Annotated in this window: 21 protein-coding genes; 11 read left to right on the top strand and 10 right to left on the bottom strand. The window is 39.7% G+C overall.

Annotation, left to right across the window (positions count from 1 at the left end; translation table 11 throughout):
* Positions 1-42 precede the first annotated feature (42 nt).
* On the bottom strand, positions 43-897 hold the full coding sequence (locus AUO94_RS04625; RefSeq protein WP_058386120.1) for a GNAT family N-acetyltransferase: 855 nt from the start codon (positions 895-897) through the stop codon (positions 43-45).
* 223 nt (positions 898-1120) lie between these two features.
* Here AUO94_RS04625 and AUO94_RS04620 point away from each other — a divergent pair, with 223 nt between their 5' ends.
* From AUO94_RS04620 to AUO94_RS04595, 6 genes are all read left to right on the top strand, one after another.
* Positions 1121-1687 (top strand): MEDS domain-containing protein, encoded by a 567-nt coding sequence (locus tag AUO94_RS04620; RefSeq protein WP_058386119.1) that lies wholly within the window; start codon positions 1121-1123, stop codon positions 1685-1687.
* A gap of 222 nt (positions 1688-1909) precedes the next feature.
* The gene (locus AUO94_RS04615; RefSeq protein WP_058386118.1) at positions 1910-3349 is read left to right on the top strand and encodes an aldehyde dehydrogenase family protein; all 1440 of its coding nucleotides are present in this window, start codon (positions 1910-1912) and stop codon (positions 3347-3349) included.
* Positions 3350-3381: 32 nt separating this feature from the next.
* Positions 3382-4506 (top strand): zinc-dependent alcohol dehydrogenase family protein, encoded by a 1125-nt coding sequence (locus AUO94_RS04610; protein WP_058386117.1) that lies wholly within the window; start codon positions 3382-3384, stop codon positions 4504-4506.
* A gap of 57 nt (positions 4507-4563) precedes the next feature.
* Positions 4564-5001 carry a VOC family protein gene (locus AUO94_RS04605; RefSeq protein ID WP_058386116.1) on the top strand — a complete coding sequence of 146 codons (438 nt, stop codon included), beginning with the start codon at positions 4564-4566 and terminating at the stop codon, positions 4999-5001.
* A 133-nt stretch (positions 5002-5134) separates the two neighbouring features.
* Complete coding sequence (locus AUO94_RS04600) at positions 5135-5998, top strand: PPK2 family polyphosphate kinase (RefSeq protein WP_058386115.1); 864 nt, start codon at positions 5135-5137, stop codon at positions 5996-5998.
* Between the two features lie 288 nt (positions 5999-6286).
* The gene (locus AUO94_RS04595; protein ID WP_058386114.1) at positions 6287-7129 is read left to right on the top strand and encodes a YitT family protein; all 843 of its coding nucleotides are present in this window, start codon (positions 6287-6289) and stop codon (positions 7127-7129) included.
* An 80-nt stretch (positions 7130-7209) separates the two neighbouring features.
* Here AUO94_RS04595 and AUO94_RS04590 read toward each other — a convergent pair whose 3' ends face one another.
* Both AUO94_RS04590 and AUO94_RS04585 read right to left on the bottom strand, forming a co-directional pair.
* The gene (locus AUO94_RS04590; protein WP_058386113.1) at positions 7210-8427 is read right to left on the bottom strand and encodes an EAL domain-containing protein; all 1218 of its coding nucleotides are present in this window, start codon (positions 8425-8427) and stop codon (positions 7210-7212) included.
* 42 nt (positions 8428-8469) lie between these two features.
* On the bottom strand, positions 8470-8847 hold the full coding sequence (locus tag AUO94_RS04585; RefSeq protein WP_058386112.1) for a YidH family protein: 378 nt from the start codon (positions 8845-8847) through the stop codon (positions 8470-8472).
* A 361-nt stretch (positions 8848-9208) separates the two neighbouring features.
* Between AUO94_RS04585 and AUO94_RS04580 the strand changes: the two genes are divergently transcribed.
* From AUO94_RS04580 to AUO94_RS04565, 4 genes are all read left to right on the top strand, one after another.
* Positions 9209-10105: a glycerophosphodiester phosphodiesterase gene (locus tag AUO94_RS04580; RefSeq protein WP_058386111.1), complete on the top strand. Its 897-nt coding sequence runs from the start codon at positions 9209-9211 to the stop codon at positions 10103-10105.
* A 176-nt stretch (positions 10106-10281) separates the two neighbouring features.
* Positions 10282-12345, top strand: coding sequence for a BglG family transcription antiterminator (locus AUO94_RS04575; protein WP_058386110.1), 2064 nt, complete (start codon positions 10282-10284; stop codon positions 12343-12345).
* Positions 12342-12608 carry a PTS sugar transporter subunit IIB gene (locus tag AUO94_RS04570; protein ID WP_058386109.1) on the top strand — a complete coding sequence of 89 codons (267 nt, stop codon included), beginning with the start codon at positions 12342-12344 and terminating at the stop codon, positions 12606-12608. Before AUO94_RS04575 ends, AUO94_RS04570 begins: the two co-directional genes overlap by 4 nt.
* Positions 12609-12648: 40 nt before the next feature.
* Entirely contained in the window at positions 12649-13902 is a 1254-nt protein-coding gene (locus AUO94_RS04565) for a PTS ascorbate transporter subunit IIC (RefSeq protein ID WP_058386953.1), read from the top strand.
* A gap of 259 nt (positions 13903-14161) precedes the next feature.
* On the opposite strand, the gene AUO94_RS04560 is transcribed toward AUO94_RS04565, so the two are convergent.
* Positions 14162-14899, bottom strand: coding sequence for a hypothetical protein (locus AUO94_RS04560; RefSeq protein WP_058386108.1), 738 nt, complete (start codon positions 14897-14899; stop codon positions 14162-14164).
* A gap of 168 nt (positions 14900-15067) precedes the next feature.
* Between AUO94_RS04560 and AUO94_RS04555 the strand changes: the two genes are divergently transcribed.
* Positions 15068-17101 (top strand): Na+/H+ antiporter, encoded by a 2034-nt coding sequence (locus AUO94_RS04555; protein WP_058386107.1) that lies wholly within the window; start codon positions 15068-15070, stop codon positions 17099-17101.
* A gap of 30 nt (positions 17102-17131) precedes the next feature.
* On the opposite strand, the gene AUO94_RS04550 is transcribed toward AUO94_RS04555, so the two are convergent.
* The 6 genes from AUO94_RS04550 to AUO94_RS04525 all read right to left on the bottom strand — a co-directional run bounded on the left by AUO94_RS04550 (position 17132) and on the right by AUO94_RS04525 (position 22523).
* A complete protein-coding gene (locus tag AUO94_RS04550) occupies positions 17132-17674 on the bottom strand; it encodes a polysaccharide deacetylase family protein (RefSeq protein WP_082707575.1) in 543 nt (180 codons plus the stop codon).
* 118 nt (positions 17675-17792) lie between these two features.
* Positions 17793-18563, bottom strand: a complete 771-nt coding sequence (gene phnC, locus AUO94_RS04545) for a phosphonate ABC transporter ATP-binding protein (protein ID WP_058386106.1) — start codon at positions 18561-18563, stop codon at positions 17793-17795.
* Between the two features lie 12 nt (positions 18564-18575).
* On the bottom strand, positions 18576-19331 hold the full coding sequence (gene phnE / locus AUO94_RS04540) for a phosphonate ABC transporter, permease protein PhnE (protein ID WP_058386951.1): 756 nt from the start codon (positions 19329-19331) through the stop codon (positions 18576-18578).
* An 11-nt stretch (positions 19332-19342) separates the two neighbouring features.
* On the bottom strand, positions 19343-20239 hold the full coding sequence (gene phnD / locus AUO94_RS04535; protein WP_058386105.1) for a phosphate/phosphite/phosphonate ABC transporter substrate-binding protein: 897 nt from the start codon (positions 20237-20239) through the stop codon (positions 19343-19345).
* Between the two features lie 98 nt (positions 20240-20337).
* On the bottom strand, positions 20338-21387 hold the full coding sequence (gene selD, locus AUO94_RS04530) for a selenide, water dikinase SelD (protein ID WP_082707497.1): 1050 nt from the start codon (positions 21385-21387) through the stop codon (positions 20338-20340).
* Between the two features lie 140 nt (positions 21388-21527).
* Entirely contained in the window at positions 21528-22523 is a 996-nt protein-coding gene (locus AUO94_RS04525) for a glycosyltransferase (protein ID WP_058386103.1), read from the bottom strand.
* Positions 22524-22818: the final 295 nt, after the last annotated feature.

Genomic DNA, 22818 nt, shown 5'->3' with positions numbered 1-22818 from the left:
GAACATTCAAAAGAGAGCTTACTTTTTTAGGTAAATTACGAATTAGCGATTAACACCATACAATAGCCATGGAGAAGGCAAGTTAAACATGTGATGGGTTGGTAATGCACTGACTTGAGAAGGCGACAAGTCGATCCACAGCAAAGCTTTTGCTTTTACTGTTTCACTTAACTCGCGCTGAGCCAGTGAAACAGTTTCCCATAATCCGGCTTGTTCCATTAAATCATCCCATGGGTAGACGATGTGAAGATAATAATCTCGTTTGTAATCCTTTTTCGCTATGAGCACACGGTCTTTCTGAGGGTTTTCAAAAAAAGACCATTGTGCTAATTTAGCATCGGCAAACAACTCTTCAGAAGCTGGAAACGTATAGTAGCATTCATAAGGAAAAACAGCACCTGTCTGAATATACAATTGATCGACCCACGCCTGTTTTTGGGAAAGCGTTGTTAGGCTTTTCCAAATAGCACCACCAGTCTCAAGTGAAGATGCGTCAATGGAAATAGCGCTGTAAAGTGTGGATACTTCGGCAAGACCGAGCTTATCCATAACACGTCTGGCGGATGTGTTTTCTTGCTGCGTATTTGCACCGATCCATTGGATAGCAGGAAGCGAGAAGGCTTGCTCCATAATATAAGACATTAATTGTGTGGACAAATTTTTTCCGCGGAAGCGTAAATCACTGCGCATTCTGCCAAGCATAATGTATTGCTTGGCAAAAATCGTATAGCCACCGATACTTGCAAGACGGTCGTCTACAAACAAACCATACAAACGACTAGAACCGCTAGAAATTCTGCTGTAGACACGAAGAATATAATCATCTTCTATACCGGTCTCCATTTCTTTTAAATAATGCAAATCGTCCAATCCTAATTGCCGAATAATTTTTTTCACATACTTGACCTCCCTGCTCTAGTTGAGAACACCTAGCTTTATTATATCCAATACTAACGCTAACTTGGCTAATGCTAAGCTCTTATCGCCCATCTATCCCTACGAAAGACTTAGAGTGGAAAGGCTGTGCAGTATCTTTTACTCCTATTTTTATATATACTAGATATAGTGAAAAAGACGGTTTGAATATTCATTAACTTGCTCGTTAAAGGGGAAAAAACATTTGGGAAAAGAAATCGTAAGTGTTCAGGACAAATTTCAATTATCTAAAGGCGATCACGTTTTTTATTATGTGGAAGAACTGGAGCGTTACATTGATAATGCTGTTTCCTTTGTTATGGACGGTATGGAGCAAGGAGACCAAATTCTACTTGTTGAAAATGAACGTCTTTACCCAAAGATATTGACACATCTAGAGAAACTTCTATCTAAAGAACAATTAGAAAATGTACATTATGTTAATAGCTTTACGTTTTATTGGAAGAATGGAAATTTTCATCCGCCAACGATTTTAGATTATTTTTCTCGAATCATCAATCCTTTTCTCGAAAAAGATTTGAGCTTTCGTACTTGGGGACATATCGAGTGGCGTGATGAAACAGAAATCATTAGCGATATTAAAGAATATGAACAAGCAATTGAGCAACTTGTACCACAGCTTAAAGCCATTTCTGTTTGTGCCTACGATGCTCCTCGACTCTCGGATTCGCTTAAAGACGTTCTAATGAATTGCCATGACTATCTGATGACCGACAACAACGTTTCGCCAATCTCAAGGCAGTCTAATTAAGTTATACCCACTCAAAAGGATTTTTTCACGGATATTTCGTGAAGAAATTCTTTTTTTGACTAACTAAAGAAAAAAAGAGCAAGTGTGTTATTACTCTAATGTTTATTGACGGAATATTGACAATAATAGAAAAGAGAATACTATATTAAGTAACAACATGTAAACAAACAGTTGCATTTACAGTAAAAGAGGATTGTCCAATTGAAAGGAGGAGAATCCAACATGCTTGAAATTGGGACGTGCCGTTTCGGTTCGATTATTGAAGGGAACAAAGTCATTAAAGCAGGTCTTAGAGAAATTAGCGTGAACGATCCTTATACTCATAAAGTAATCGGAAATTTTTCATGTGCGACAACAGAAGATGCAACTCAGGCAGTTATTTGTTCGCATCGTGTCTACACAAAAATCATGAAGAAAATGCCGGCTCAGAAACGATCAGAAATACTAAGGGAAACAGCTAATCGAATAGAAAGCGAAATCGATCAACTTGCGTATTTCTTGTCTTTAGAAACAGTCAAGCCGTTAAAGACCAACCGTTTAGAAGTGGCACACGCTATAGCTGTGTTGCGTTACGCTTCAGAAGGCGCAAAAACAATCTACGCGGAAAGAATGCCACTAACTCGTGCGAGTGAAAAATTGACTCAGATGGGTATGACAAAGCGGATTTCTCTTGGGGTAGTAAGCGTCTTTACGTCGATTAACTTACCATTTAATTTATTGATCGATCAACTTGCTTCAGCGATTGCAGCGGGCAATACAGTCATCTTGCAACCATCAGAAAAAGCAGTACTTTCTTTTGCTTTGCTCTACCGTCTATTTGAAAAATCCGGATTGCCCAAAGGGGTAATGAATATTGTTATGGGGACTGACGAGAACCTAGCGAGAATAATAACAACCCACCCTAAAACTAAATATGTGATCTTTACTGACAATCACAACTTGAAAACAGACGGAATGACCATACGCAAAAAAGTCATTCTCTCACATGATTACAAGACACTGCATATTGTTTTTAGAGATGCTAATTTGGACACAGCAGTTTACGCTGCAGTAATTGGGGGCATTACACACGCAGACGCAAGCTATACATCAGTTCAGCAAATTTATGTAGAAAGAGAAATTTATTTAGTTTTTCTTGAAAAGCTTACTCAAAAAGTAAAATCACTTAAAATAGGAAATCCTCTAGACGAGACAATTGATGTCGGGCCGATGATTACTGAACAAGCAGCCGAAAGAGTAGCAACATGGGTAAGAGAAACGCTTGAACAAGGCGCAACTTTATCAGCAGGTGGATACCGTAAAGAGGCTTTCATGGAACCTACTATTATTAGTGATGTATCGATTAATATAAAGCAACGTAGTACCGATCGATTTGCCCCAGTCATTACGATTATTCCGTTTAGTGCTGAAAAAGAAATAATTAATCCTATTAATGAATCCAACTGCTGCTCACGAGCAGTCGTATTCACATGTGATATGAAACGAGTTATACACCTAGGTAATGTCTTGACATCAAAAAAGGTCTATATCAACGAAGGTGCAGGCGATCATCCTATCAATGGTTCTGACAAGAGCGTTGATGCTAAGGCTGTGCTTAAAGATGAAGTTATCTCGGCAATCAAAGATATGACCGAAGTGAAATTAATTCGTACTGAATTGTGAGTGTTGAAAATACAAGAGAAACGGGTGAGTATATGAAAATAAAGTCAGCAGTATTAAGAGAAATTGGAGCTAAAACTCCTTACGAAAAAAGCCAACCGATTAAAATTGAAACCTTAGAATTAGATTCGCCGCAAAAGGGAGAAGTACTGATTCAAATAAAGGCAGCCAGTTTATGTCATTCTGATTTGTCAGTAATGAACGGAAGTCGGCCACGTCCTGTGCCAATGGCTCTTGGTCACGAAGCAGCGGGTGTCGTTGTAGAAATAGGCGAAGATGTAATCGACTTAGAGCTTGGCGATCACGTTGCTTGTGTGTTCGTACCAAGCTGTGGACATTGTGGTCCATGCCGAGAAGGACGTCCTGCCTTGTGTGAACCAGGTGCTGCAGCCAATACGGCAGGAACCTTATTAGGTGGCGGAAATCGACTTCACACAGAAACGGAAATCATCAATCATCACTTAGGAGTGTCCGCTTTTTCGGAATATGCCGTAGTATCTAGGAACTCAGTCGTCAAAGTAAATAAAGAAATTCCGTTTGAAAAAGCAGCCTTGTTTGGCTGTGCGGTCATTACCGGTGTTGGAGCCGTCGTTAATACGGCAAGTATCAAACTGGGCAGTACCGTTGCCGTAGTTGGACTTGGGGGTGTTGGACTCAGTGCATTACTCGGAGCAATCGCTGCAGGAGCGAGTCGCATAGTAGCAGTGGACATCAATGAAACCAAACTAAAGCAAGCAAAAGAGTTGGGCGCAACAGACGTCTTCAATTCAAAGGATGCGGACGTTGTTGAACAAATTCGTAAAGTGACAGGTGGCGGTTTGGACTATGCTTTTGAAACCGCGGGAGTGGTACCTGCGATGGATGTCGCTTATGGCATCACGAAGCGTGGGGGAACTACGGTCACGACCGGGTTACCTCATCCGGAAAATCAATTTTCTTTTCCGTACGTCTCGTTAACTGCGGAAGAACGAACACTCAAAGGGTCCTATGTGGGCAGCTGTGTACCGAGCCGCGATATTCCACGTTACATGGATTTGTTTCAGAAAGACCGGTTACCTGTCGATAAACTGATTACCGATTTTATTACACTAGATGACATCAATAAAGGTTTTGATCTGTTAGCAAAAGGCGACTCTTCACGAATTATTATCAAGTTTTAGAGCGAAAGAATTAAATTCAATCGATATGTAAGTACATCTTTTGGAAGGAGAATCAGTGTGATTACCAAACTATTTCCCTATTTATATTTTGAAGGTAAAGGTCAGGAAGCGACACATTTTTACACAGATGCATTGGGCGGGAAAATAGCAGGAATCCTGACATACGGTGAGGCAAATGAAGGAGACATGGAAGGTGTGCCGGAAGCGGCAAGAGATATGATAATGAACGCACAAGTCGATTTGGAAAATGGAGATCTATTAATGATCTCAGATGTGGTGCCGGAGATGGGGACAGCATTTCGACATGGCACAAATATGGCACTTACGTTATTTTTTAATGACATGGAAGAAGCACGAACCGTTTTCCATAAACTAGCTGAAGAAGGTACCATTTCTATGGAGTTACACAAAACATTCTGGAGTCCCCTGTTTGGAACTTTAACGGATAAATTTGGAATCGATTGGCAAATTTCGGTTGAAGGTGAAACAAGTTAACTAAGTTTAAAAATCGTAATTCCTATAAAGGATTGCGATTTTTTTTTGCTGTTAGATTTATTCAGATGAAGGGTATAGAAACAGAGATCAGTAGATTTACTACAGTACTGAACAAGCATGTGGGAGGATGACTATGAATACCGATAAATACGCAGTTAAAAAAGATGAGAAAATAAAGCTTTCCGATTACCCAACGACTGATGAAAACAAATTCAGTGAAACACAGCTGAAAGACGAGTTGATTCCTAAAAGTATCAAAAAGCTTAAAGAGCTGCATATGAAACTCCATGCTCAGGAAGAGAAAGGGATTGTTGTTGTCCTTCAAGCGATGGATGCCGCGGGAAAAGATGAAGCGATCACCTATATTTTTTCGAATTTAACAGCTCAAGGGCTAAAGACAACTTCGTTTAAAAAGCCAACTGAAACAGAACTTGCTCATGATTATTTGTGGCGTTTTCGTGAAGGAATGCCAGCAAGAGGACAGATTGGCATTTTAAATCGTTCTTATTATGAAGAAGTGATTGCCCCAAGAGTTCATAACTTGCTTGAAGAGACACCACTTCCAGACGAATTGATTGACGAAAATATTTGGAATGCCCGTTATCGTCAAATCAATGACTTTGAGCGCTATATGGTGGAAAACGGCTTTCCAGTAGTAAAATTCTTTTTTAATATGTCTTATGATGAACAGCGTCGTCGATTGCTTGAACGTATGAAAAATCCAGAAAAAAACTGGGAGTTTTCATTTAATGACGTAAAAGAACGTGAGCATTGGGATGGCTATCAAGGAATTTTTGAAGATTTACTAACTAATACATCAACAGAATATGCGCCTTGGTATGCTCTTCCTGCTGATGATGAGTGGTATTCGCGTTACATCGTTTCGGAAGTGATGGTCGAAGCATTGCAGCGGATAGACCCGCAGTACCCGAAAATTACGGGAGAAGAAAAAGAAAAACTGAAAAAAGCAATTCGACAATTGGAAAAAGAGGAATAGCCATATAAGGAGTCAGGATGAATTTATTCTGGCTCTTTTTTTCTATTTGCGGACAGTCCGTGAACAAAAGAACAAAGGCTTGCATTCTTGTACCGAAAGCTACTATAATATGAAACATTGGTTCACTATAAAAAAGAACAATTTATTCGCATTGTCGTAGTTTTTATTGAAAAGTAAAAAAATACATTCCGATAAATAGTCTTAAGGTGACGTGCAGATGCACGCCCTTTTTTTGTGGAGTGAACAAAATAGAATGACTAAGGGTCACCTTAGGATTGGAGTTTAGTTATGAATAAATGGACGAGATTATTACTGATTTTTGTTTCTTCGATTGTTCTTGGATTTGCGTTTAATATGTTCTTACTGCCGCATGAAGTATTAGCAGGCGGAGTAACGGGTATTGCGATGATGCTAGGATTGGTAACCCCTTTGAACGCGGGGCTTTGGATGATCATTTTGAACATCCCGATTCTTGTTGTGGGCTGGATGAAGCTCGGCAAGACGTTTATCGCAAACAGTCTGTTTTCTGTTGTCGTGACTTCGGTTTCGATGTTGTATATTCCTGTCGTTAAATTGACAGAGGATGCATTACTTTCTACTGTTTTCGGGGGGGTAATTGCAGGAGCAGCCATTGGAATCATTATTCGCTTTTATAGTTCGACTGGCGGATTTGACGTGATTGGCTTGTTGTTGTCGAGAAAACGCGATATTCCATTAGGTGCACTCGTTTTTGGACTTAATAGTGTCGTCGTTTTTGTATCGGGCTTTATTTTTTCATGGGAATTGGCGATGTACACAATGGCTTCTATCTATATCTCGGGTCTAGTACTTGACCGTGTTCACACGCGTCATATTAAACTGAGCTTAATGGTCGTGACCAATCAAGGAGATGCAGTAAAAAAAGAGCTGCTCGATAATTTATATCGAGGAATTACGGTAGTGGACGGTGAAGGTGCATATTCAGCAACTAAAGTAAAAGTTCTTTATAGTGTGATTAGCCGTCATGAATTAGCATTTGTCAGACCATTGATAAAGAAAATTGATCCACAGGCATTCGTGAGCATTAGCGAAACGATGGAAGTCATGGGGAATTTCAGAAAAGACGATAACTTCATGAAAAACTCAATCTAAAAAAGACTCTCCAGTGACTGGAGAGTCTTTTTTGCGTCTCTAAGCTAATTTAAAAGCTAATTCGTTTTTGTTAACAGGAATTATCGAAACAAGAGATAATCAATTTCGGAGATAAAGTCGTTGCTAATGTCGATAAACAAATAGCATTCGTGCGATAAAGGAAAACTAAATGTACGAATCATTTTACCAGTTTCAATATCCGAATAAACGTCCGACAAAATTCCTTTATGCCAACTTTTCATTTGCATCGTGTTTTCAAGGAAATAAGGACGAAAAGCCCAATGTGAACCAAGTTGATCTTTTTCTAACACCCACTCGTCACCGTATTTTCTGAAATTGGAAGATACTTGTCGGCCATCGCTATTGCAAATATACAAGCGAAAGCTTTCTTCTTTAAAGGCTTCAGCAACAGCTTCGATAAAAAGATCTGCTGTTTCTGGACCATGCCATTTGGACAGCGATTTTTTCACCTTCTCTTCAAAACCTAGCGTAAAGGTATAGCGTTTTTCTATTAGCGATTTTTCTCGTTGAACAAACTCAGTAATTTTTTCTCCTACGTTCATCTGAATGCTATTGTTCATCGGAAGTTCAACCTCAGGATTGGCCAAATAAAATCCTTGGTAATAATGACCGCCATGTTTCCAGGCGAAATACAATTGGTAATTGTCTTCAATGTTTTCATAAGAAAGCTTGGCACCAATTCGACGTGCAAGTACAGAGAGGGTTTGGATAACATCTTGGAATACTTCTGGATTGGCATTTCGAACAAAGCCGGTATCGATTTTTAAAATATGAGGGCGCAATTGACGAATTCGATCAATATTCGAGCTTTTTGCCCCCACATGGTCAACCGCTATCTGAATACCATAGGTTTTGTAGTAAAACAATAAATGCTGGAGCGTATCAAAATCTTCTTCAAAATCATATTCGGTAATTTCCAGGACAATTCGCTCCATGGAAAATCCTTTTTCCGCAAAGTTTTGAAGAGTTTCTAGAAAATCTTCCCCGCTATTAATCAGCAGTTGTCTGGCATTACGGTTTATAAATAACAGGCCATCATTTCTAGCTTCAAGCATTTGAGTGATTGCTAATGCCAATAGGTGCTGATCAACTTCTACTTTGTACTCGTCAGGTACATCATCGTCGTGAAAGAAACTGCCTAAACTCATCCAAGTATCTTCAACTTGGAAGCGACCCAAAACTTCATAGCCGATGACAGTATGTTTAACGGCGCTAATGATAGGCTGGAAAGTAGGTTTTACCTTATGTAAATTCTCGAGAATGTCAAATGGATCCATCGGGTGTGCTCCTTTGCTGCAAGTATTTCGGGAAGCAGAATGTTACATGATCATAAAAAAGTAAACAATGACCATGATGATCATGATCGCTAGCATAGAAGAAATTAAAGTGATGTGCATGTTTGAGGGAGTAAAGGTTTCATCAATGAGTTGTTGGCGTTTTTTCTTGTAATTTTGTGTTGCTGAAAAAATAACGATGAGGCCAAAAATACAGGCGAAAATACCGAGTGCAATAGTAAACGTATCAACAAATGTATTACGTGTGACACCCATAGTAAAATGCAAACTCGTCGCCAGAAAACCAACGCCGACAATTGAAATAACCGTACGAATCCAGGCTAGGTAGGTACGTTCATTAGCTAGGTGTTGTTGTGTATAAACCAATTGATTTTTGTCCTTTCGGTAGGACTGACGGGACATACGGTACGCTCCTCCAAGTAATAATCAGTTCAAAATTTAAAAAATCTGGAATTGAGAAAAATGAATGTCTTTCCAGTATAAATGAATCGTGATTAAAAAGGAATTTCAAAAAATTAAACAAGTTGAATAAATTATACAAAGAGAAGCAAGTAACGTTCCGTTGCTATGAAGGCACGAAAGCTGAACAAATCAATCGAGGAAGAATTCGACCACTGTAAACTAGTTGTAAAAATTCTATTAAGTTAATGTGATTATGCCCAATTCGGAAGCTTTTTAAGTATAGTTAAGGGAGAATGGCATTTAAGAAGAGTCAGAAAAAATATGTCAGTGTCTTACTGCCAAACCAAATAAAAAGTAGGAGATGAAGCAGTTGAAGAAAATTTCGTTTAGCTTATTGGTCTTATTACTAATGAGTACAGTGGTGTCAGTCAACTCAATAGGAGCAAAGGGAAAGTCGAAAGAAGCTGAATTTAATTCCAATCGTTTTTTGTCTATTGCGCACCGCGGAGCCTCTGGACATGCACCTGAACATACGTTGGCTGCCTATAAATTAGGTGAAGGGATGCAGGCTGATTACATAGAAGTGGATTTACAGATGACAAAAGATGGCGTTCTGATTGCGATGCATGACGAAAAAGTAAATCGGACAACGGATGGTTCTGGTTATGTTAAAGACATGACGCTTGCAGAAATCAAAAAATTAGATGCAGGTTCCTGGTTTAACAGAGCTTACCCTGAAAAAGCTCAACCTGAGTTTGAAGGATTGCAAGTACCGACTCTTGAAGAAGTGATAGAAACGTTCGGCAAAGGCTCCCGGTATTATATCGAAACGAAGGCACCCAGCGTTTATCCAGGAATGGAGCAGGAACTTGTGCGGATATTAGAAAAGCATAAGTTGACTGGACAAAATGCACAGTCAAGTAAAGTTCTAGTGCAATCCTTTAGTCAGGAAAGCTTGTTAACTATGCATGACTTGAAGCCAGAAATTCCACTAGTTCAATTGATTTCTTATTCAAAACCTGCGGTTATTTCGGATCTTGAGCTTGAACATATTAAAGAATATGCGATTGGAGTAGGCATGAGCCATACGAAAATTGACCGCTCTTATGTAGAGCAAGTACGACATCACGGGCTACTGATTCATCCTTATACAGTCAATGAACGTGCCGACATGGAACGCTTGATTGACTGGGGGGTAACAGGGATATTCACCAATTATCCAGAGGTTTTAGAAGCCGTATTGAAAAAAAAGGGCTAGCAGAAATTTAAAGACCGTCTATGAAATCAATTGTGATTTCATAGACGGTTTTTTACGTTATAATTTTTCTGTAGTACAGCACAGTGCTGTGCAACGGGAAGAACAATAATGGGACTGAGAAAAGATGTTTTTTAGTGAATACATAGACTATTGTTAAAGTAAGGGAGGATTAAAGGATGTTTTTAGATGAAAGAAGTGCAACTTTACTAAAGCTCCTACAACATTCATCAATTCCTTCGATGAGTGCGATTGAAGACCAAACGGGACTGACACGCAGACAAATTCAGTATAGTTTAAACAAGGTCAACGATTGGCTTCAATCTAATCATTATAAACCCGTTCAGTATAAGCGAGATACCGGCTATTTTTTACCAGACGCAATTAAAGAAGAAATCAATATCCAACTGACAAAACGAAGTTATGTATTTTCAGAGAAAGATCGCCAACAAATTTTTTACTTGTTAATTTTGCTCAGTTTAGAGCCTTTATCTCTTTATCATTTTCAATCGGTCGCCGGCGTTTCACGAAATACGGTTTTGACAGATCTTCAACGTCTTAAAAAGATGGCTAAGCAAATGGATTTGACAATTCAGTATTCTAAACAAGCGGGGTACATCATTACTGGGAATAGTCGAATCAAGCGCTTTGTCATTGAACAATTGATTCATGAAGTATTAAGTGGTTCAAATAGTCAGCTGATTATCGAATGCATTTCGACAGGATTTGAAGAGCACATCGATGCCATTCATTCAGAATTGGAAAGAATAGAACAACAACTGGGCACTACTTTTACAGATAATCGCCTAAACGAACTGGCTTATCTATTCTTTTCCACAAATCAATTGATTGGAAAAGGTGAAGAGCTAGAACAAGATTCCAGTTGGTTGCCATTTATTGATACACAGGAATACGCATTAATCGAACAGATGGTTGGAGCGGCTGCATTTTATTCGGAATGGAGCCAAACGGAAAAATTATATGCAACTTTGCATGTCATCAGCATGAACCGTATAAAAGACGGCTCTCCTTTAGAAGAAGATCAAGTTTTTTACGAGATCTTGCAGCAAGTCATTGAAGAATTCGAACGACTAACGTTTGTTCACCTTCACGAAAAAGATCAGCTATGTGAACAATTGTATGTGCATTTTAAACCAGCTTTTTACCGAATCAAGTATGGGATTCCTCATGTCAATCCGATGAGCGAACGGATACGCAAAATCTATCCGGAACTTCATCATTTGACAATCAAATCCTTGAGAGTACTCGAGGAAAAATTAAGTCTTTGCATTCCAGAAGCTGAAGTAGCCTATTTTACAATTTATTTTGGGGGCTGGCTTCAAAGACAAGGCACGCGTTTAGATGATCGAAAAAAAGCAATTGTCGTTTGTCCACACGGTACAGGTGTCAGCAACATCCTTAACTACACGTTGCGAGAATTGTTTCCAACTATCTTATTCTTGGATGTATTATCTGTTCGAGATACAGCTGACTATCCGCTCCCTTACGATTTGGTTTTTTCATCGGTCTATATGAGGACGAATGAGACATTGTTTATAGTGCCGCCTATTTTAGAAGATCGCGACAAACAAAGGTTGAGTAAGCAAGTCATGCAAGAACTTTACGGCTATGCGGTTCCAGAAGCCGATGTTGCAGGTATGATGAAAATTATTTCTAAATACGCCACGATTCATGATGCAAAACAACTAGAGAAAGAACTCCAAGTATCGCTACAGACACAAAAAAGTGCAACTCACACATATACAGTAAAGGAGGCGGAAAAGCCTGTGTTAGCCGAACTATTAAATGAGCAAACGCTTCAATTAGAACCAGTGATTGCCACGTGGCAAGAGGCAATCGAAGTGGCTGCTAGGCCACTTGTAGAATTAGGGACAATCGAAGATCGCTATGTAACAGCCATGATAGAGTCTATCGAGGAAAATGGACCTTATGTCGTTATTACGCCGTTAGTTGCAATCCCACATGCTCGACCGGAAGAGGGGGTTCGTTCTTTATCAATGAGCCTATTAAAACTTGACCAAGCGGTGGATTTTTCACCGGACAAACCTGTTCGATTAATTATCATTTTAGCAGCAGCTGACAGCGATTCGCATCTTCGGGCATTAATTCAGTTGACAAATTTATTGAATGAACCTGAAAATATCCAACAAATGTTGGGAGCAACAAATAAAAATCAACTTTTGGAGATCATCCATAACTATTCCAAGGAGGAAACAGAATGAAAATCATGGTAGTGTGCGGAAACGGATTAGGAAGCAGTTTTATTATGGAATTGAATGTTAAGAAGGCATTAAAAGAATTAGGCAAAACAGCAGAAGTAGGTCACACAGATCTAACTTCTGCTGAATCAGAACAAGCGGACATCTTTATTGGGGCAGCAGATATTATGAGTCAGTTAGATAATGGCAGTCGAACTATCGTCAATTTGGAAAACATGATGAGCATTCCAGAAATTAAATCGAAACTAGAGCCGCATTTAGGATAAAACTGACGCCAAAGGAGGAAATGCTGTGTTACAAATAATTATGAACGATATACTGGGAACGCCAGCTATTTTGATTGGGTTATTTGCACTTATCGGGTTATTACTTCAGAAGAAAAATAGCGCCGATGTAGTTTCTGGAACGTTAAAAACAGTAATGGGCTTTGTAATTATTGGTGCTGGAGCTGCAGTGCTGATTGGCTCTCTGGATATATTCGGGAAAATGTTTGATTATGCGTTTAATGTCCAGGGCGTCATTCCAAATAATGAAGCGATTGTTGCTGCTGCACAAAGTGAGTATGGAACTTCAACAGCATTGATCATGGTTTTCGGAATGCTTTTCAATATTCTCTTGGCACGTATCACACCGTTTAAATATATATTCCTTACGGGTCATCATACCTTGTTCATGGCATGTCTACTAGCAGTGACTTTATCAGTCGGCGGACTTGCAGGAGCTCCATTAATTTTGGTTGGTTCAATTATTCTTGGTCTATGTATGGTGCTTTTCCCAGCACTTTTGCAACCATATGTGCGTCAAATTACAGGAAGTGACGATTTTGCTGTAGGTCATTTTGGATCAATTGGTTATTTCGTTTCTGCCAATGTTGGGAAATGGTTTGGTAATAAAGAAAAAACCACTGAGGACATTAAAGTTCCTCAATCGTTAGGGTTTCTAAGAGATACTTCTGTAGCAGTTTCTTTGACAATGACATTGTTCTTTATTGTGGTTGCTTTATTTGCAGGTCAAGAGTTTATTGAAACAACACTCTCGAACGGTTCAAATTTCTTAGTATTTTCATTCATTCAAGCAATTACCTTTGCAGCGGGTGTTTACATTATCCTTGCAGGAGTAAGAATGCTAATTGCTGAAATCGTTCCTGCTTTCCAAGGAATTGCCGACAAGCTAGTACCGAACACAAAGCCAGCACTTGATGTGCCAATTATTTTTCCGTTTGCTCCAAATGCTGTAATTATTGGGTTTTTATTCAGCTTTTTTGCAGGATTATTAGCGATGTTCGTTCTTCCGGTTCTTGGGTTGAGTGTCATTGTTCCAGGACTAGTTCCTCACTTCTTCACTGGAGCAGCAGCTGGTGTCTTCGGAAATATTACAGGTGGTAGACGCGGTGCGATGCTCGGTGCATTTGCTAACGGCTTAATCATCAGTTTCATTCCCGCTATCCTACTAGTATTACTGGGAGATATCGGATTTTCTGGAACGACATTTGGTGACTCTGACTTTGGAGTAGTAGGTATCTTGATTTTAAGTATTATGAAACTTTTAGGGTTTGCATAACAATGATTTTAAACTAAAAAAGCCATTCAGAATCTATGAATTCTGACTGGCTTTTTTTGCATGGCATGGCTTTTTAGGTTTGAAGACTAAACAGGTTCAGCAAAGGCTCTTTAGGTGATAGTAGTTGAATAGCAACTTATATAGACTGAAGATGAGCTAAAAAAACAGTAAATTCACCAAAATAGTCAAGATAATCGAAAGAATGAGTGAAGTAAGCAGGCTATCCATACAGGAAATCCGCACATTGACACCACCTTACTCAAAGAATGATTTGGAGCAGCACAGTGATAAAGATAAGCCCTGCGATAAAAGAAGGATAGCTACTATTTTTCTCTGCCGGCAATTCGTCATCTAAAATATTTAAGATGATTCCCCCTGTCAGAAACGCTGAAAAGAAGGCAATAGTCAATTCGTTAGTTTCTGTAACATGATAAAGCAACCAACCAAGTAATACGGAAATGGCCAATACCCAACGACCAATATTCGTATACAAGTCTTCGTGTGTTAAATGGAGTACACGATTGTTGGCGATAAAATGAAAAGAAAAGACGACAAAGTAAATAAGATAATCCGAAATTCGTTCGCCACTTAAATCAGTAAGCAAATAGCCAATTAGCACGTTATATAATGCAAATCCGAAAATTTCAAGAGCGAAGACGAACCTGCTTGGTTGAGAGAGGTTTTCTTCTCTTTCATTTTTTGCTTTGGATTTCTCATTGAGTTGATTGATGCCGTAGAAAAACGCAATACCCAGGAGCGTTAACAAATAAGTGGAGTAGTCAAGTGACTCAAGCCACAGCGGTAATTGAGCATCTTCAGCGACTTCTTGGTAATGGGTCAATTCAGGAACGAGGTGGAGAAAGACATAAGCAATTGAACCACCGGATACAAACGACATAAGTCTGTCTTTTGGCTTTCGATCAAGAAATTTAATGTAATTTGTAGAGATATGAACAATCATAAATGCGATGGTGATGGCTAAGCTCAAGTAAAACATCGCAGTACCTCCTAATCTGGGTTAAAAGCAGTATACCCGAATCTTTACAAAAAACTCGCGTTAAATAATAGTAGAATTCAAAAAGACATCTTAAATAAAAAGCGTAGAGTGTAGACTGTTTTGGGTATACATAGATGACTCATACCCGGAATAGAATGGAGAAAAGCTATGGACTTGTTGCTTACTATTTTTCTTTTGTTGATTTGTCTATTGATTTCGAATGTAGTGAGCCATTACATTCCGTTTATCCCGACCGCGCTAATCCAAGTGGCTCTAGGAATTATTTTGGTGCTTGTTTACCAAGATATCTCTTTCGATATTGAAACAGAATGGTTTTTACTGTTATTTATCGCTCCCTTATTGTTTAATGACGGCAGCCACTTTCCACGTGAAGAATTATGGCGAATGAAAGGACCCATTCTAGGAAATGCAATCATTCTCGTACTATTAACAACGGTGTTAGGTGGCTATTTTATCCACTGGCTAATAGATGAGATTCCGCTGGCTGCTGCATTCGCATTAGCTGCAATCCTATCTCCGACAGATCCAGTCGCAGTTAATGGCATCGCGCAGCGTATTCGGATTCCACAAAAAGTATTGAGTCTGGTGAGAGGCGAATCATTGATAAATGACGCATCGGGTTTAGTCGCATTTAATTATGCCGTAGCGGCTGTGGTTACCGGCTATTTTTCACTATCAGAAGCAGTTTTGGATTTTTCGTATAAATTTCTGGCAGGTGGATTGTTAGGTTTGCTATTAGGGTTATCAGTTATCGGAATCCGATTAATATTGCGAAAGCAAGGCATTAACGACGTCACATTCCACACCTTATTACAAATTATGACGCCGTTTTTAATATTCATCGTTACAGAAGATATTCTCCACGCATCGGGAGTTATAGCGGTTGTGGTCGCAGGAATCGTACATTCTCTCGTTAGAGAACAGACCGAAACGTTTATTGCAGAAGAACAAGTATCAACAGAAAACATTTGGAAAATCATTCTTTTTATATTAAATGGCATAGTTTTTTTACTGCTTGGGTTGAATATCCCGATTTCGATGCGCGGTGTTTTGGAAAATCCTAACGCCAGTTTGTTGCTCATATTTTCCTATGTGTTCGCAATTGGTACGATGATTCTCGGCATTCGTTTTGTCTGGGCATACCTGTTCTCCATTTATGAATATCATTTTGGCAAAATGAAAGAAGCGGCCAAGCCCAGCTTGAAGTTAACTTTGTATGTTAGTTTAACAGGAGTTCGTGGAACCGTAACTATGGTCGGAGTTCTGTCACTGCCTTTTCTGATGGAGAATGGAGAGACTTTTCCAAACCGGTCGCTTATTCTTTTCTTAGCAGCAGGAACCATTCTTTTTACGTTGATTGTTGCAACGATTGTTTTACCGATGCTCAGTAAAGGACAATTGGCAGATGGTGAGCAATCCTTAAAGATAGATTTAGAAGAAGCACAGAGACGAATTTTACTAACTTCGATTAAAAAAATAAAATCTGAAATTACGGAAGAAAACGAAGCAGGTGCTTATGAATTGATGGAAGAATATAAATTACGTTTCCGTCAGATTCAAACGGAAGAAGATGCCGCAACGCAAGCCAATAAAAAGTATCAGCGAAAAATGCGAGAACTTCGATTAAAGGCGCTGCGACTTGAACGTAAATACATCCAATCACTTTATCGCAAAAAGGAGTTGGATTCAGAATTACATGATGCTTTTGAAAAGTCACTAGATCGTCGCGAAGAAGTCATTGCCAACAATACGCGTTCGACGATGCTCTATTTACAGGGGAAGCTGATTCGGGCATGGAGGCGTTTCAGGGGGCAAAATGCGAGAGAAGAGGAAATACGGCTGGTCGAATTTCAGGAAGGACGAGAAGTTCAACTGCAGGCTTTGCAAGCGGCTCTCTCTGGGATTGAAGCATATGCAAAAAAATACGAACCGAAAGAAATTATGGAAGCGGTCGTTTCAGATTATAGACAAATGGTCAGTAGATTAAAAAAACCTGAAGCGTTGTACGATGAAAAATACGAATTGCAAAAAGAAGAACTGCGCGTCATTGTCATGGATATGGGACGAGCGGAAATTTATAAAATGTATGCAGCTGGAGATATTACAAGAGAGCAGGCAAAAGAACTAAGACGCTATATTCATTTTATCGAAAGCGTTACCTTGCACGAAACTACTGACTAAAAAGCAGCACCGATTTTTCGGTGCTGCTTTTTAGTCGTTAGTATCTACCAAAGAAAAGCTATATCCTTGCTGTTTAATCGCATGAATTAACTGAGGTAAAATAGTGATAGTTTGCTCTAATTCATGTAACAGGATGATAGCACCATCTTCAAGATTTTCAGTGATATATCGAATAATTTGTTGGGGATCTTCTTTTAATTCCCAGTCCATCGAAGCGATTCGCCACATGACCGTCGTTAAGCCCAGTGCTTTTGCTGCTCGTAACGTATCGGCATTGTAGTTACCGTATGGAGGCCGGAAAAAAACAACGGGTGTTCCAGTTATTTTTTCGATATGCAACATACTATTGTGGATATCTTGATACTGTTTTTCATAAGACAGTTGTATCAAGTTCCGGTGTTTCATTGAATGCGTACCAAGAACATGCCCATCGTCCAACAAGCGTTGCCATGGTCTTGCAGGATAAAGCAGATGCGATTGCCAGAAGAACATCGCTTGCACATCGTGCTGTTTTAAAATATCTAGTAGTTGTGGCAGTCGTTTGCTTGGACCGTCATCAAATGTTAAGATCACAGATTTTTTGCTTTGCAAACGAGTGCTCGTAACAATTTCGGGGTGAGTAGAGTCGTACACGACCCTGGATTGATCGACTGCTCAAGGGCTCTTAATCATCCGAATCATCTCCTTGAATTTAAATTCCTGCATCGAAAAATGCGGTTTGTGGATTAGACGTATAGGTTTCACGATATTGGGAATCCGTGAAGTCTGCCGGCAGCCCATCAAAAATAAGCTTACCATCTTTTAAAGCAAGAATGCGACTAGCGTAGCGCTTTGCCAATTCGATGTCATGAACATTGATAATCGTCAGTAAGTCTAAACGTTCATGCATTTCTGTCAGTAACGTGAAGATGTGATTAGAGGTGCCAGGATCTAGACTAGCAACAGGTTCGTCTCCAAGCAAAACTTTTGGCTGTTGGGCGAGGGCACGCGCGATACCTACCCGTTGTTTTTGACCACCGCTCAGTTGTTCAACTTTTCGATAAGTCATATCGGACAAGCCAACATCTGCAATAACTTGTTTGGCGAAAGCTAACTCATCAGCAGAAAACCAGCCAATCAGATTTTTGAAAGAAGAACGATAACCAAACATGCCGGTCAATACATTTTGAATGACACTCAGACGAGGAACGAGGCTGAAATGCTGGAAAATCATCCCCGTTTCTCGTCGTACTTTGCGCAATTTTTCTTCACTGTGGATAGAGATATCTTGATCATCAAAGTAAATTTCTCCACTAGTTGGTTTTTGTAATCCATTCAGACAACGAATAAAAGTCGATTTTCCAGCACCACTTTTCCCTAGTACACAGACGAAATCGCCTTTTTTAAGAGACAAGCTGATATCAGTCAATGCTTTTGCTTTCATATCTGGATACTGTACAGATAGATTTTTCACTTGAATCATATCGCCACTCCTTTAAATTACACGATTTCGAACCGTACTGGCCAAAAAATCGATAGCGATGACCATAATCATGATAATCAATACGTCTAGTGAAACAGAAGCGTATTGAAAGGTTTTAAAATCATTGAATAACCGTTGTCCGATTCCACCACCACCGATAAAGCCCAAGATAAGCGATGTCCGTATAGCTACTTCAAAACGATAAAAAAACTGCGACAATACGTTTGGCCAAATTTGTGGCAGAATGCTGAACAGATTCGCCAGCCATCTTTTTGCACCAACCGCTCGCATGGCTTCTTGGGGACCAGGGTCTGCTGCTTCAATTAATTCAGAAACCAGTTTCCCGAAAACCCCCACGTTATGGAACATGATGGCAATAACGGCTGGAAAAGGTCCGAGGCCAAGTGTTGTTAATAAGATAAGACCGAAAACAATTTCCGGAATCGATCGCACAAAACTAAGTGCCACACGTGTGATATGGAAGAGCGACTTAGAAGGCGCTGTATTGCGTGCCGCCATAAAGCTGATTGGCAAAGCAATCAATAAACCAAAAACACTGCCAAGAAAGGCCATTGCCAATGTTTCAAACGTATCTTCTACCATACCTGGAAGCTTAGAAAAGTCCATTGGCCACCATTGAGACAGAAAATCGATCATATTGCGAAAATCTTTAAACTTGGACAGATCGAATTCTGTAATGCGCATGCTGAAATAAACGAGTACGAGAACAATTATGAGTGTAATGAAATTTCTTTTTTTAAACCACAAGCTAATCAACTCTATTCTTCAATGATTCCTTGCTTTATAGCGGCTTGTTTGATGCTTTCATAATCGGCATTCGTAGCTTCTGTAAAACCCGTTGCGCCAAACGCGTCCAGGATCTCAGGATCTTCAATCGCCAAAAATGCTTTCCGTAATTTTACGATCGTTTCATCATCTGTACTTTCAAGAACAGCCCATGGGTATTGGAACAACGGCTCAGATTCCCAAACGATTTTTAATTGGTCCGCATCGATTTTGCCCGATTCTATTAATTGATTGTAAATAGCGCTATCAATAGCACCTGCATCAACTTGTTTGTTTTGAACGGCTAAGGCAGTAGCGTCGTGTGATCCAGTAAAACGAACATTTTTAAATTGGTTTTCTTGTTCGGACTCATAGACGCCTCGATCTTGTAATTCAATAGAAGGAATTAATGACCCGGAAGTAGAATTGGGATCACCAAAAGCAAATTGAACTTCACCAGGAGTTTTTAATAGTTCATCTAGAGACGTTGCTGGATTGTCTTTATGAGTGATGACATAGGAATGATAGAAAGGTTCGCCTTCGACCAGTTGGGTAATGATGGCTTCTGCATTGCTGTTCGCTTCAGCGATTACATAAGTCAATGGTCCAAGATAAGCCATATCAATCTGGTCGTAGTTCATCGATTCTACTACGCCGTTATAATCGGGATAAACTTCAATCTCAACTTTGCGATCCAGTTCTTTACTTAGAAGGGCTTGTAATTTTTCCATCGCGACTTCCATTTCACCTTCTGTTTGAGCAGGAATGACGCCTATTGTAAAGGGTTCTTGTTCATCTGAGGAGCTGTCATTTTCAGCTGACTCATTGCTACAGGCAGACAGGAATAACACAAGAAAAAGTGCAGAAATCGTACCAATCCATTTTTTCAATAAAATCACCTCTTTTTGAATTTGGGCATTGAGTTAACAGTAAAACAAGGACTCAAGCAGAGTCCTTGTAAAAAGCTTAAATAAGTTGTGCCTGACCTTTAAATAACACGAATACGTCCAGCATGTTCACTTGTTACATGACCAATGATAGCGGATTGAACTTTATTTTTTACTAACTCATTTTGTAATGCATCCGCATCTGCTTCAGGAACTGAAATCAGCAAGCCTCCTGAAGTGACCGCGTCGCACAGAATCAATTGATCGATTTCACTAATGTTTTCAGCATAATCGATGTCATCAGCAAGCCATTTTCGATTTTTACGGGTTCCGCCTGGAATGACGTCTTGTTCGGCAAGTTCTCTAGCGCGAGCCAGAACAGGAACATCTTGGTTAGTTACGGTCACGCCAACATTGCCGCCTTTAGCGATTTCCATTGTGTGACCAAGCAGGCCAAATCCAGTGACATCGGTGCAGGCATTAACGGTGAAATTTTCCATCACTTCTGCTGCAGTTTTGTTTAACGTAGCCATAACATTCATAACTTCATCCAAAGATTTTTGATCCAAAGTCCCTTGCTTGATGGCAGTAGTTAAAATACCGACGCCAATAGGTTTGGTCAAAATTAGACGATCACCCGGTTTCGCACCAGCGTTAGAGCGGATCCGATCGGGGTGGATTGTTCCTGTAACGGAAAGTCCGAATTTAGGTTCTTGATCATCAATTGAATGACCACCCACTAAAACAGCGCCAGATTCCTTCACTTTGTCAGAAGCACCAGCCAAAATATCAGCTAAAATACTTTTGTCTAAAGTATTGATTGGGAAAGCTACAATATTCATAACTGTTAAGGGTTTGCCACCCATAGCATAAACGTCGCTTAAGGCATTAGCTGCACCGATCTGACCAAACATATAAGCGTCATCGACAATCGGAGTAAAGAAGTCCAAAGTTTGAACCAATGCAGTTTCGTCATTAATTTTATAAACTCCCGCATCATCAGCTGTTTCCAAGCCGACCAGCAAGTTTGGATCGTCTACATTTTTCGGTAAGTGGCGCAGAACCTGCGCCAGGTCCTCAGGACCAATTTTGCAGCCTCAACCGCCTTTTGTAGATAAAGAAGTTAAGCGTACGTTTTCTTTTTCAACCATATTAATCTCTCCTTTTTCTCATCAGTTTATAAGTTAAATGAATCATTTTAGCCTGTGGATATTCCGCTGGGTTACTCCAACTCTCAATGACCATTGCTTCAATTCAACTTACTATTGTTTAATACTGACCAAAACCAAAATTACTTTAAGATGTTTTGATAAACTTTCAAGAACGTTTCAGCTTCGCGTTCACTTGAGTGATGTTGTTTCACATAAGCTTTAGCGGCATGGCCAATAGTTTCTCTTATTTTGTTATTATTCATGAGCTTTTCAGCATAATCAAGAAATTCGATCCGAGTTTTATATAAAAACCCTGTTTCCCCATCGGAAATGATGCTGCTGTTGCCTGGAATGTCTGAAGCGAGGACAGGTAAGGCATATCCCATGGCTTCTAAAATCGTAGCAGGCTGTCCTTCTGATAAAGAAGTATTTAAGACAACATCGGCCTGTTGGTAAATAGAACCCATGTCTTCGTGTGGTACTTGCCCGAGATAGCGAATCCAGTCTTCATGCTGCTTGACGAGAGCCATCACGCGTTCGTTTTCCATTTCTTCAAGAACGGGGCCAATGAGCCACAATCGAAGTTGGGGGTTTCGCAGATATAAATCATGGAGCATCAGAATTGCTTCAGGAATATTTTTGACTTTCCGAATACCGGCAGGCAAAAAAAACAAAAAGCTACCTGGCTCTTTTGTAAAAGAAGATGTACCTGCAAAAGAAGGCTGATTGCCTTGTGGCATAATAAAAATTTTATCAGTCAACCAAGGAACTTCCTTTACGAGCAAGTCTTCTGCTTTTTTATCGAACACATGAATTGCGTCTGATTCATGCAAACAGGTTAAGACGTCCGTTCGTCTATCTGGATTAAACAGGTCTTGATTCAAATCAGTACCAGTCATGGTCACAATGTAATGCGCAGGTTTGGTGTCTAGTTGTTGCAAGAACTGATAAAAATTATAAGCATGGAAACCGTGAACGATATCGGCAGGTGGAAAACAGCGAATGACGTCTTCGTCTGTCGTTGAAATGATTTCTGTGTCGATTCCTAATTTTGTTAGATTGTCTGAGATGCGTTGGACCGTTATGGTATTTCCGCGAAGTTGCGGATAGTTTGGTGAAGCTAAAACAATTTTCATTTTTATCCTCCTTTACTCCACAAATTGAAGGTTTGTTCACTTCTATTAAATTGAATTATCCTAAAGCCTAGTAAGTTTGTCACCTAACTTACCTTTCTGTTTGTAAAAAAAAGATTGCCGATAAGGCAATCTTTTTGGTGAATAGCAGCAGACACTGGGTTTAGGACGCTGTCGCTTTTCTCTATATCTAGCTCAAGCGCCTAGCTCCTCGGGTCTTAAGCCAACCCGACTGTGTGGCAGAGAGCGCCACTTCGTCGGTCTGTCTTAAGCCTGTCGGAGCTACATAGGCGCTGTC

Source organism: Planococcus kocurii, from assembly GCF_001465835.2.
Classification (GTDB): Bacteria; Bacillota; Bacilli; order Bacillales_A; family Planococcaceae; genus Planococcus; species Planococcus kocurii.
Note: the sequence above shows the minus strand (reverse complement) of the source record. Positions and strands in the feature narration are given on the sequence as shown.